Origin of the sequence: Bacillus cereus (assembly GCF_002561295.1) — a bacterium.
Classification (GTDB): Bacteria; Bacillota; Bacilli; order Bacillales; family Bacillaceae_G; genus Bacillus_A; species Bacillus_A cereus_S.
Genome location: NZ_NTUG01000037.1, coordinates 102568 through 114925, shown reverse-complemented (window position 1 = coordinate 114925; position 12358 = coordinate 102568). Strand labels below are relative to the sequence as shown.

The window sequence follows — 12358 nt, the reverse complement described above, 5'->3', positions numbered from 1 at the left end:
TATCCGACGAATCTGTTCTTTACCACTATTTTCTTAAAAAGCCTTCTGAAAGAATGTGGGTTCATGTTTTAGGGGTGATTACCTTGTATGGTTATTCTCTTTTGTCTAATCGAATTATCCTATGCTCGTACTTTTTTCAAAAGAGAAGTTGACCGGTGATAAGAATTTATTGTAAAATAGCATCCGCATGGAGGGAAAATTATGAAAAAAATATTTTTAACACTATTTAGTATGTTGTTAATTGTCGGATGTTCTTCGGCAAACAAAGATCTTGAGAGCTTTTATCATTCTACTGACAAACTATTAGAAGAGGCGAGCCTAACTTCTCCGGATAAAGGTAAAGTGAAAAAAGAGTTAGGAAACATGGAAAAAAGTGTGGATAAAATGAAAGGAGAAGTTTCTGACAAAAAAGTAGAATCAATTAAAAAAGTTTTAGAAGAAGCTACAATACTAGTTAAAAACGTAGAAAAAGAATTAAGTCCAACAAGTCAAATTGAAAAAACGAGAGAAGCATTAAAAAAGAGTAAAGAGGCGGCTAAATAGTCGTCTTTTTTATTGTATAAAACCGTTGAGATACCGTGGTAGCGAATCATAACAGGGGGAGTTTATCGTGTGAAATACGTTGTTGTAAATTGAGATTAGTGTTTATTTCATTAGTTTAATAAAATGATTTTTATATTATAGAAAATTAGCAATATAGCATGGTAAAATATACTATATAAAAATAGATTATTATATAGATTGGAGAATGGCAGAATGAAATTAAGTTTACTAAAAGCGGGGGTATTAACTGGTGTTATGCTTTTATGTTGGTCTTATAAAGAGGTTCCCGCTTCAGCAGCATCTACATGCGGGGCATATGGCCAAATGAAACCGAATCAAAATCCTTCTCGTCAGCATTTGAATTGCTTACTAACAAGTGCAGCATTAAAAGCAAATGTTCCACCTGAAATTGTAAAGGCTGTAGCTGCGCAAGAAAGTGGCTGGAAACAATTTGATGGAAACGGCAAGCCAATTATAGCGCAAGACGGCGGAATTGGGATTATGCAAATCACAAATCAGCCCCAGTACGATCAGCAAAAGTTAAAATCCGATATTACTTATAATATTCAAGCGGGTGTTGAAGTTCTTCGTAGTATGTATCAGCGAACGGACCTTCCTAAGATAAAGTCTGCTGGATTAGAAGTGATAGAAAACTGGTACTTCCCTATTATGGCTTATAATGGAACAAAACCTGCAAACAGCCCTTTATATAAGGCTAATGGTCAGAAAAATCCGAACGCTTATCAAGAAAAAGTATTTGCGATTCTTGAACAAAACAGCTTTTTAAATGATACGAAACTAGCACAGTTTCCTTTCCGTACAGCTGATTTTGAATATGATCCGAATACTAGCAAAAATATTGTATTTAAAAAGAAAGAGTACATATTAACAGGTCTACATCCCTCTATATACCATCTTAAAACAGGCGATCAAGTGCTTGTAACAAGAGAGGGAGTAAACTTAAGGTCAAAACCGACTTCGACATCAAGTGGGAAGCCGTTAAGTAAAAATGCGAACTTGATTATTCAAGGGAGCTTTGCATATGATCAATCTGTAGATAGTAATAATCAGTTTGTTTGGTATCCAGTCAAAACAGCAGATCAAAAACTAGTAGGTTATATTTCTTCTGCGTACATTACGAAAAAAGGTACACCTTTAGCGCCAAAGGTGAATGCAGTCGCAGATAAAGATAAGGTAGTGACAGGAACAGCTGAACCCAATTCAAGTATTTCAGTAAAATCTGGATCTACAGTTATTGGAAAGGGAAAAGCGAATGCACAAGGAGTATTCTCAATTACGATATCTATGCAAAAAGCAGGAACAAAAGTAAGTGTAATCGTAACTGATAGTGCAGGCAATAGCAGTCCATATGCAACAATAAGTGTACTAGATAAAACACCTCCAGCTATCCCGAATGTAAATAAGCTTACAAGTAAAGATAAAGTAATAACAGGAAGTGCTGAGCCTAATACAACTGTATATGTAAAAGTAGGTTCAACCGTTATTAGTACAGGAAAAGCAAACTCAAAGGGGCAGTTTTCAATTACGATACCAATCCAAAAGTTGGGAACGAAAGTAAGTGTAACAGCGAGAGATAGTGCGGGAAATTATAGCCCTTATAAAGTAATCGCAGTAAGTAATTAAAATATTTGTGTAGAACCGGCTGACAGAAGTTGGTTCTTTTTTGTTTAAGTCAAACCATATCGAGGGAGCAGAAGAGGAAAATAAAAAGGTGATTTTTGATAACCAAAATAAAAGAGCGTAATGAAATACGCTCTTTTTGTTTGATTCATTACAAGTATATGATGATCGCACTTGTGACGAGGCACTTTCCAAATCACTTCACAGATGATTTTTCCATATATTTTTCATAAATCGAACTAGCCACTACTGTATCTAAAAAGGCAACTCCCACAGATTTAAATAAAGTAATTTCATCAGCATTTGCGCGTCCTTGTTTATGACCTAAAATAATATCCCCAAGCTCACTATATATATTGGAGAAATCCCATTCGTTTTGCTCACTTGCGATTAAGAAGTCGCCAGCTTCGTGCTGCACACCTTCTAGTGTATCTACAATAATTTTATCGCTGCGCTGTAATGTAGTGAAATCGAGTTCTTGCATATGAGGTTGATAAGAGCCAATTCCATTAATATGAGTACCACGTTTTAAGTGTTTTCCATCAAACACTGGGGTAGTTGAAGTTGTACTACAAATGACGATATCGGATATTGCCACCGCATCATTAGCCGATTCTATAATCTCAATGGATCCACTCCAATTTGGATATAAGGAGTGCAGTAGATTTTTAAATTCAAATGCTTTTTGCAATGTACGGTTTACGAGGAGAATGCGAGTTAAAGAACGAACTTCCATTACAGCTTGTATTTGCCCGAGTGCTTGAGCGCCGCAGCCGATAACAGCACAAACGCTAGCATCTTGGCGAGCGAAGTGTTCTGTCGCAATTCCACTCATAGCTCCTGTTCGAAGCGTTGTTAAATAGGATGCCTCAATTGTTGCGACGTGATCACCTGTATTTGTTTCTGTTAAAACGATTAAGCTTTGTAGTGCTTTTTTTCCTTTTTGCGTATTTTGAGGGAAGATACTAACGATTTTTGTAGATGCAAATTCAATTGGAGCTACATAAGAGGGCATATAAAGAGAGTTTGCCTCTTCTTGAGAGTGCTGTACATTGAGCCTTACAGGTGTTGTAATTTCGTTGTTCATATAATATTGAAATGCCTTTTCTACATCGTGCAAACAATCTTTCATTTTATAAATATCTTTTACCATTTCTTCTGTAATATGAATCATTCTAATTATCCTCCTTTTTAATAGAAAAGGGGGAACTGAAAATCCCCCGATTGATTAAGCTTGTATATCTTGATTTTGTACATTTTCGGCAATCTGCTTCGTTGAAACGGCAGCAATTGCGATTAAAGAAATGCAGCAAGTAAGCACAATGTATAATGCTACTGGAATCCAAGAACCGTTATATACATTCATTAAGTAAGCAGCAATCATCGGTGCTGTTCCGCCAGCGAGTGCAGCGCCTAATTGATAACCTAACGTAACGCCCGTATAGCGAACTTGAGTCGAGAAAATTTCAGAGAATAATGTACCTAATACAGCTGTTACTGGTGCCCATAAAATCCCTAGACCAATAACAGTTGCGATAATGATAGAAAAAGTAGTTCCTTGATTTAATAGAAGGAAATAGGGAAAAGCATATAAAAGCATAGCGATCGTTCCCCATATGTACATTTTCTTTCTTCCAATGGAATCTGAAAGTTTCCCCATAATCGGAATCATAATTGTCGTAATGAACATAGCGATCGTAACAGCGTTTAAAACAGTTGTATTCGGTAGTTTCAGCTGAGATGTACCGTAGGAAACAATGAATGTAGAGAAAATATAGAAAGGAGCTGTTTCTGCTACTTTTGTTCCTGTCGCGATTAATACAGATTTCCAGTGATGACGTAATGTGTCAGCAATAGGTAGTTTTGAAATGTTTCCGCTTTCTTTTGCTTTTTTGAAATCCGGTGTTTCATCTATTCCATTTCGAATCCACAATCCTATGAATACGAGTACGGCACTCAGAATAAATGGAACTCGCCATCCCCATGTTACAAAGTTATCACCAGAAATCATTGTCATCAAGGAGATTGCTGCAGTTCCAAGTAACATTCCAATGGTAACACCTGTTTGCGGGATGCTACCGAAAAATCCCTTTTTATCTTTCGGTGCGTATTCGACTGCTAATAGTAAAGCGCCACCCCATTCGCCGCCGATTCCTAATCCTTGAATAATTCGCAGTAAGATTAGAAGAATAGGAGCTAATATACCGATACTTTCATAGGAAGGAAGTAAGCCAATACATACTGTCGCCCCTCCCATAAGAGATAGAGTTAACACAAGTGTCTTTTTTCTGCCGATTTTGTCACCGATATGACTGAAAATAATACCTCCAAGAGGGCGGATGAAAAACGGGATACCAAAAGAAAGATAGGAAAGCATCAGTGCGACGAGGGGATCCTCGTTTACGAAAAATAATTTGTTAAATACAAGTGCAGCAGCAGTTCCATATAGGAAGAAATCAAACCATTCAATAGAACTACCAATTAAACTAGCAATGAGTGCTTTTCTTTGGACAGAACTTTGTTGTGTCATTTGTTCACCTCTTATGTTTTTAATATTCTAATTATTTAAATATATTACAAAAAATATTTTGATATGTCAAAATATTTAGATTGGAGGAAGTGAGGTAATCTGTAGCAAATAATATAGAGTGTGCTTGCAGATTGTGCAGAAGGAATCAACTAGGGGTACTTGAAGGGGAGGAAAAGAAAATGAAAGTGAGAAACATACATGGGGAAGATTATGTCGCAATTCATGCTGTAATTAACGAATGGTGGGGCGGAAGAAATATGGCCGACATGTTACCAAAGCTATTCTTTGTTCATTTTCAAAAAACGAGTTTTGTTATTGAAGAGGATGGAGAGATGCTAGGGTTTTTATGTGGATTTCTATCGCAAACGTATAAAGATGAGGCATATGTACATTTCATTGGGGTAAATCCGGAACATAGAAGAAAGGGGATTGCTGCTACGCTGTATTCTTACTTCTTTGATGCTGCTCGTGCCAATGGACGTCATATTGTAAAGGCGGTAACTTCTCCAGTAAATAAAAAATCAATTCAATTTCATCAAGAAATTGGATTTGAGATTGAAATAGGTGATGGGGAAGTGGATGGTGTATCTGTACATACAAATTATGATGGGGCTGGTGGAAGTAGAGTGTTGTTTGTGAAGAGTGTATAAATAATTATAAACGGTGTAAAGGATGGTAAGGATGAATACGGTTATTTATATGGTGAGGCATGGTGATTCACCAAAAACAGAAGGAAATGAACGAACAAGAGGATTAACTGAAAAAGGGAAAATAGATGCTAATCGAGTAACTGACATATTAGAAAAGGAGGGTATTGAAGCTGTAGTTTCAAGCCCATACAGTCGATCCATTTTAACGATTCAGAGATTAGCAGAACATTTAGGGCAAGAGGTTCTTGTATTTGAGGGCTTAAAAGAGAGAGTTTTTTCTACTGGGGATCAACGAATGTCTGATAAGGAGCTAATGCCTTTATTAGAGAAGTCATTCTCTAATCCGAACTTCGCTTTAATGGGAGGAGAATCTAATGCAGCTTGTCAAGAGCGGGCTATGAGAGTTTTGAAAGAATTATTGAACACCTATCAAGGACGAAAAATAGCATTAGGTACTCATGGGGCAGTTATGACTTTGATGATGGGATACTATGACAATCAGTACGATTTGAACTTTTTGCTACATATATCAAAACCGGATATATATAGAATGGAATTCAATGGTGAGGAATTGGTGGGGGTTAAAAGGTTGTGGAAATAAAGTGAAACTTAAAGGTCTCCCCTTGATAAGGGGAGACCTTTAATGAATCCGTAGTCTCTTTTTTATATGAAATGTTAGTGTTTCTTTTCCGATTTCCAACTTTGTTTTTTTAGAACGATTAAGGGGATCGAATAGAATAGTAATATGAGCCCAATAATCCATATACCAAACGGATAAAGAATAGGGAAAAATAAACTAGGCATGCTATGTAAATCGTTTGTGTAGTATCCTACACCGATAGGAGAGATGCCAAACATAAGTTTAGTTTGTAAGGGATCCCTATCTGTAAAGGAAAAGTCTTGCTTTTTAATTTTCCCATCAGTTGAAACCGTATAGGTGCGAAATTCGAGCTGATTGAGGTGTGCGTCCGTTATATCATATACAGTATCAAAATCAATATTTGTTTTTTTCATTACAATAATAAAGGATTTTTCGTTCTTTACTTTATCTGTTACAAGCCAATATTCCACATTTCCATAATATTTAGCAAAACCTTCATCATTTATACGAACTTTAAAGTCTTTTAAGGTTTCAATTGTTGTTTCATTAATAGTAATCAAAATATCAGAAGTAACAAGCTTATTGTCCCAATCATCAATGGTATACTTTGTATCTTTTTCAATATGACTCGTATTAATTGTGGTACCATAAAAAGAATAATCTGTAGGTGAGGGGTGTACTAAAACAACCTCACTAACTGTTTTCATATCATAACGTGCATGGAAATTAGAATTATGAGTAATTTCCATTATAATTCTAATACTTACAGGGCTAGAAAAGAGGAAGAAAATAAGTCCTAAAGCAAAAATAAACCACTTCTTTTTCAATATATCACTCCTTTTCTATGTATTTTTAGAGAAAGCTATTTAAGTTATTTATATCATAAAAACTGATTATTCATATAATTTTTTTGTGAAATTACAAACTGTATATAGGAGGCAATTTATAGGTTATATTGTCATCCCAAAAGAGCCATACCATATTGAACAAAAGCAACATCAGTTATTAATTTTTTCATCATTCCCCGTAACTTTTTAAATAGGAAAATCGTTATTTAAAATGAATACTAAATTTATAGGTTATGAAAATGAATGGGGGGAAATTATGAAGGTCCTTATATTAGGTGGTACTCGTTTTTTAGGAAGAGCTTTAGTACAAGAAGCATTGAAAAGAGGGCATGAAGTTACATTGTTTAATCGTGGTACGAATAAAGAGATATTTCCTGAAGTGGAGCAGCTAGTCGGGAATAGGGATAGTGATGTATCAGTGTTACAAAATCGAAAGTGGGATGTTGTAATGGACACATGTGGATTTGCGCCACATCACATTAAAAAAATTGCTGCTGCACTTGGAGACAACATCGAACATTATATTTTTGTATCAAGTATTTCTACTTATAAAGATTGGATTCCACTTCATATTAAGGAAGATTATCATCTACAGCCTATGCCGCCTAGCGATAAGTTGAAAGTGATTGAGGAGGGGGAAATATCTCCCTACGAGTATTATGGCGCATTGAAAGTTTTATGTGAGGAAGAAGCAGAAAAACATTGGCCGGGTCGTGTGTTACATGTAAGGGCAGGGCTTCTCGTTGGACCATTTGACTATTCGGATCGGCTTCCGTACTGGGTTCAGCATGTATCACGGGGTGGAAAAATAATGGTGCCAGGGCGTTCAGACCGTCCTGTTCAATTAATTGATGTAAAAGATGTAGCAACTTGGGCGTTCGATATGGCAGAAAAGAGAAAAGTAGGTACATTTAATGTAACAGGACCGAATGATGAATTAACGATAGAAGAATTATTAAATACTTGTAAAGCAGTAACAAACAGCAATGCTGAATTTGTATGGGTAGAAGAGCAATTTCTACTGGAAAATAAAGTACAGCCATGGACGGAGATGCCTTTATGGATTCCTGAAACTTTCCCGTTAGAGGGGGAAACAGAACCATGGAAAGGCAGTTTTTTCATCAGTATAGAAAAAGCTGTTAACGCTGGTCTTTCTTTTAGACCAATTGAAGATACCGTTTATGATGTGTACCAATGGGAGAAATTGAGGGAGGATACAGAACGAAAAGCAGGAATATCAAGAGAAAGAGAGCGATGGTTATTAGAGGCTTGGTCACAAAAGGAGAACTCTAAATAAGGAGTTTGAAAAAGCGAATAGGGTTGTGTATTACTTAGGTTTTAACCAATTATTTTAGCCCCGTCTTAACATGAGATGGGGTTATATTTATTTTATTGGAGCGGAATTTGCGGAGAATACAAATCGTTCTAAATAGTTAATATTTTCTGAATATATACTTGAATAAAATATATATTTTTGTTAAATTTATCCTATGGACAGAACAAGTTTAATTAAAGGTCACTTAGAAATGTGTGTATTATCTATTTTGTCAAAGGAGAAAAGTTATGGATATGAAATTATGAAGGAATTGGAAAGGAATAATTTAAAACTGAAAGGAGTAGGAAGTATTTATCCCATATTGACTAAGCTTAAAGATCAAGAATGGGTTCATACTTATCGTGAAATGACGGAAAGTGGTAAGGTGAGAGTTTATTATGAAATTAATGAAAAAGGGAAAATGTATCTTCAGACAAAAATCAACGAGTGGTTGGGATTACAGAAAGATATAAAATCTCTACTGCAAAGTAATTTGAAAGGAGAGTATTTAGAATGAACAGGAATTTGACCAAGGAAGAAAAGCAGTTTATAAGGGAGGTTCTTGAAGAGTTAAAACAATATCAAGTCAGTTCAAGGAAAAGAAATATTGTGAAACAACAACTTTTAGAGCATATTCAAGAATGTCGCGTACACGATCAAGATAGTCTAAAAGATTTAGGAGATGCAACAACATTTGTTAAAGATTTTCTAGAAATGAATGATATAGATCTTCATTCTGAAATAAGGCAGATTCGAAAATTTAAAAATAGAACAGGGAAATTGTTTGTGATTGGATTCTTTACTTCTATTGTTACATACCTCGCTTCACAACTTCTACTATCTATGTTTTTAACAGAAACATTTAACCCACTACATTCTAATCATTCATTTGACTATAATATTTTGTATCAAATAGCAGATAATTCTTGGTGGAATTTTCTATTAATGATTACTAGCATTTCTATTTCTGTAGTAATCTCCATGCTGGTAGTGCTGTATATGAGAAAAGTAAGTATAAGTAGGTGAGTTCGAAATGAAAATACCGAAAATTACGATTGTTTTTATATACGTATTATGGAATATTGCTATTTTATTTCTACCAGCTTCGAAAGTTTTCGCAGAAAAAGATATTAAGAGCACAATAGACAACTATGTAGAAACCTTTATAAAAGAACATCAAATTCCAGGAGCCTCGATTGCAATTGTTCATAAAGATGATTTGTTTTATTCGAAAGCGTGGGGGAGAACGGGAGAGACTGAGGAAAAAATAACTACCGAGACGCCTTTTACTATAGGTTCGATAAGTAAATCGCTAACAGGTTTAGCTGTAATGAAGTTAATAGAAGGAGATGCCGTTCGCTTAGAAGATCCAATTCAAAAATATATTCCGTGGTTTACACTTAAAGATAAAGAAGCATCATCGAAAATAACAATTAAACATTTACTTACCCATTCAAGTGGAATCAGTACGTATTCGGGTTTGGCAATATCAGACAAAGAATCTGAAGAGCTCAGTGCTATAAAAGATAATGTAAAAAGTCTATCAAACGTTATGCTTACCGCTTTACCTGGAGAAAAATACCAATACAGTAACGCCAATTACTTAATTCTTGGTGCTCTTATTGAGGAAGTTACTAATCAAACATATTCTGACTACATGGAGCAGGAAATATTTTTACCATTGGGTATGAAAGATGCAGCAGCTGATAAGGATACCGCATATAAGAAAGGGTATTTAAGTGGCTATCAGTCATGGTTTGGAATCCCACGAAAAAGTCCCGTAGCATATGATAATGGCGGGGCACCGTATGGGTATATAGCTGCCAGTGCAGAGGACATGACTCAATATATAAAATTCCTTAGTCGAAGTGAGAATGCTAATTTTATAACTGAAAAAACTATGAATCTGTATGTATCACCTCAAGTTCAAACCAATGAGAACCGCTTTTATAGTCTAGGATTAAGAATTACAAATCCGAATTCTGAGGAGAAAATGATATGGCATTCAGGATCAACTCCTGATTCACATGCTGAAATGTTTTTCATACCAAAAACAGAATGGGGAGGTGTGATTCTAACGAATAAAAATCATATTCTAGAAGAAGAAGCGCTTCTATATTTGAAACAAGGCATTATAAATATAATAAATGGAGAAGACCCAGTTGATATACCTCCTAATACACCAATTGTTCAACTGGTTACAATGGGGATCATATGCTTTCTTTTTGTAATGTGTATATATCTGCTTGTAAAGATCAAATTAGGAAAATTTCATAGGAGAATGCTATGGTTTATTTGCGGTATTGCTTTTGGTGTATCATCTATCGGTTTTATTCCATTGTTAACTTATAGTGCAGGATCTCCATGGCATGCGATAAAAGTATTTTCTCTAGATTTAGCTTATTTATCTATTGGAATAGTTGTTATGCTTGCATTAAATGGATTGACTTCTATGCTTATAGCTTGTAAGAAACAACCTGTAGATAAAGTATATAGTAGGTAAATCTCAAATTATATAAAGGTGCTATACAATAATGGACTTTACATTCAAATCGGAAAACCGTGTTTTAACTATCGAGTCGGTGCGATATGTAAATATAATCATAAAATATTAATGATTCAAAATGAAAGGGCATAGATTAAAAAGGCGACGTTTCCTGCGAAACGTCGCCTTTCATATTTAGACACTCATGAAAAGAGCAGCTAGCAAAAGCTAACTGCACGAATCCAAGGGAATGGAGATTAGTATACTCCATTATTAATATAATATTAAAAATATATAAAGGAGTGATGGTAGAGTGAAGAAATTTGAAAAGATATTTTTTATAGTGAGTGCCATCATAGCATATGTATTTGCGGTATTGGTTTATATGGAGATTGTCTCTGTGACAAAAGAAGTTGTTGCATTAGTATTTGTTGTTGCTGGATCCTGTTTTGTTGGTTTTAGTAAAAGTAGAGAGAAGGGAAATGACTGTTAAAGCAAAGATAGCTTTCTATATGTTCTACTTACCTCTCATAGCAGTATAGAAACTCATCTACCTCACGAATTATACAGTGATGTACTTTTTTCATAAGATACTTCATCTAGTGACAGGGAAACAAAAGGTTGTTAATTATTCGCAAATATGATCCTTCGATTCAATTAAAGAATGAATATACTTACTCCACATTGTTCTAATAGGCTTACTAATTTGGATGATTTGCTTCATACAGTGTTTTTAGGTAACACGAATGAACGGATTAATTCAGCAGTTATAATTATTGAGTGGGTTTTATTAAATTTAGAGTATAAATGCACTTTAACTAACAGGTACCCTTCTTAAACAAGTACGCCTATATCCTAAGTCTATTAAAACTCAAAAATCCTCTACTTTTTGACATGAATATGGGGATTTTTTCTTGGTTAAGAGATACTTATTTCCCTCCAAGCACTACACTACATTTAAGAATGAAAAACATTGCTTATGTCACTAACGGTGCAGGTTCGCTTAAAAAGGAATTTTTATAAATTAAGAGAATAAATATTAAAAGCCTATATTCAAGGGTGAAGAAATTATAGCTGGTTACATAAAGGAAATAAAGATACTTGAAAAAACATTAATTTTGGTTGGTTCTACAATCATTAAATAATACTTTTGGGGTGAGAGATTTATGGAAATAATTCAATTACTAAAGAAGGATGACTTATTTAATAAGGCTATAGATGTTTTTTGGAAAGAATGGGGTGAGGAAGGTGGGCGTGCTTTTTATGAAGATTGTATGATTAATGCTTTAACTGATTCAAATGACATACCGAGTTTTTACATTGCACAAGTAGATGATAAGATTATCGGAACTTATGCATTAATTCGTAATGACCTAAATAGTCGTCAGGATTTGAGCCCATGGCTAGCATGTTTGTTTGTAGATGAAAAATTCAGGGGCAACTCTCTAGGAGCAAAATTATTGAATCATGGACTGCTAGAAGCAGCAAAAAGAGGGTACAAATTTCTTTATCTTACTTCAGATCTTAAAGACTATTATGAAAAATATGGATGGGAAAAGATTGGGGTCGCTTATGGGCCTAGTGGAGGATACATACCTTTGTTTAAAAAGTCAACGATTCTATAATTAAGGCACCTTTTCTTCAACAAACAGGTGCTTTAGTTGAACAAGATTAAACAACTTTAAAAAGCCTTACGACATTTGAAATGTAATCAGGCTTTTAAAATCCTTTTCGCAATATCTCAA

Annotated in this window: 13 protein-coding genes and 1 pseudogene; 11 read left to right on the top strand and 3 right to left on the bottom strand. The window is 34.8% G+C overall.

Annotated features, from left to right (window positions below):
- The first annotated feature begins 201 nt into the window (after positions 1-201).
- Both CN373_RS20030 and CN373_RS20025 read left to right on the top strand, forming a co-directional pair.
- Complete coding sequence (locus CN373_RS20030; protein WP_000719148.1) at positions 202-543, top strand: hypothetical protein; 342 nt, start codon at positions 202-204, stop codon at positions 541-543.
- Between the two features lie 213 nt (positions 544-756).
- A complete protein-coding gene (locus tag CN373_RS20025; RefSeq protein ID WP_000777537.1) occupies positions 757-2187 on the top strand; it encodes an Ig-like domain-containing protein in 1431 nt (476 codons plus the stop codon).
- Positions 2188-2380: 193 nt separating this feature from the next.
- Here the strand turns inward: CN373_RS20025 and CN373_RS20020 are convergent, their stop codons facing one another.
- Both CN373_RS20020 and CN373_RS20015 read right to left on the bottom strand, forming a co-directional pair.
- Entirely contained in the window at positions 2381-3358 is a 978-nt protein-coding gene (locus CN373_RS20020; RefSeq protein ID WP_000581364.1) for an ornithine cyclodeaminase family protein, read from the bottom strand.
- Positions 3359-3412: 54 nt separating this feature from the next.
- A complete protein-coding gene (locus CN373_RS20015; RefSeq protein WP_000193991.1) occupies positions 3413-4714 on the bottom strand; it encodes an MFS transporter in 1302 nt (433 codons plus the stop codon).
- 179 nt (positions 4715-4893) lie between these two features.
- On the opposite strand from CN373_RS20015, the gene CN373_RS20010 reads away from it, so the two are divergent.
- Positions 4894-5364, top strand: a complete 471-nt coding sequence (locus CN373_RS20010; protein ID WP_000868317.1) for a GNAT family N-acetyltransferase — start codon at positions 4894-4896, stop codon at positions 5362-5364.
- Positions 5365-5395: 31 nt separating this feature from the next.
- On the top strand, positions 5396-5965 hold the full coding sequence (locus CN373_RS20005) for a histidine phosphatase family protein (protein WP_001098853.1): 570 nt from the start codon (positions 5396-5398) through the stop codon (positions 5963-5965).
- Between the two features lie 74 nt (positions 5966-6039).
- On the opposite strand, the gene CN373_RS20000 is transcribed toward CN373_RS20005, so the two are convergent.
- Positions 6040-6792 carry a hypothetical protein gene (locus CN373_RS20000; protein WP_000731140.1) on the bottom strand — a complete coding sequence of 251 codons (753 nt, stop codon included), beginning with the start codon at positions 6790-6792 and terminating at the stop codon, positions 6040-6042.
- A 277-nt stretch (positions 6793-7069) separates the two neighbouring features.
- On the opposite strand from CN373_RS20000, the gene CN373_RS19995 reads away from it, so the two are divergent.
- The 7 genes and pseudogenes from CN373_RS19995 (at position 7070) to CN373_RS19970 (ending at position 12238) form a co-directional block, all read left to right on the top strand.
- Positions 7070-8110: an SDR family oxidoreductase gene (locus CN373_RS19995; protein ID WP_098360028.1), complete on the top strand. Its 1041-nt coding sequence runs from the start codon at positions 7070-7072 to the stop codon at positions 8108-8110.
- 193 nt (positions 8111-8303) lie between these two features.
- Positions 8304-8645: a PadR family transcriptional regulator gene (locus CN373_RS19990; RefSeq protein ID WP_033664135.1), complete on the top strand. Its 342-nt coding sequence runs from the start codon at positions 8304-8306 to the stop codon at positions 8643-8645.
- Entirely contained in the window at positions 8642-9154 is a 513-nt protein-coding gene (locus CN373_RS19985) for a hypothetical protein (RefSeq protein ID WP_098360027.1), read from the top strand. Before CN373_RS19990 ends, CN373_RS19985 begins: the two co-directional genes overlap by 4 nt.
- A gap of 7 nt (positions 9155-9161) precedes the next feature.
- Positions 9162-10631, top strand: a complete 1470-nt coding sequence (locus CN373_RS19980) for a serine hydrolase domain-containing protein (protein WP_098360026.1) — start codon at positions 9162-9164, stop codon at positions 10629-10631.
- Between the two features lie 31 nt (positions 10632-10662).
- Positions 10663-10757: pseudogene (locus CN373_RS26215) on the top strand (NUDIX hydrolase); the annotation flags it as partial.
- 169 nt (positions 10758-10926) lie between these two features.
- Positions 10927-11106, top strand: coding sequence for a hypothetical protein (locus CN373_RS19975; RefSeq protein WP_098360025.1), 180 nt, complete (start codon positions 10927-10929; stop codon positions 11104-11106).
- Between the two features lie 673 nt (positions 11107-11779).
- Entirely contained in the window at positions 11780-12238 is a 459-nt protein-coding gene (locus CN373_RS19970; protein ID WP_098360024.1) for a GNAT family N-acetyltransferase, read from the top strand.
- Positions 12239-12358 lie beyond the last annotated feature (120 nt).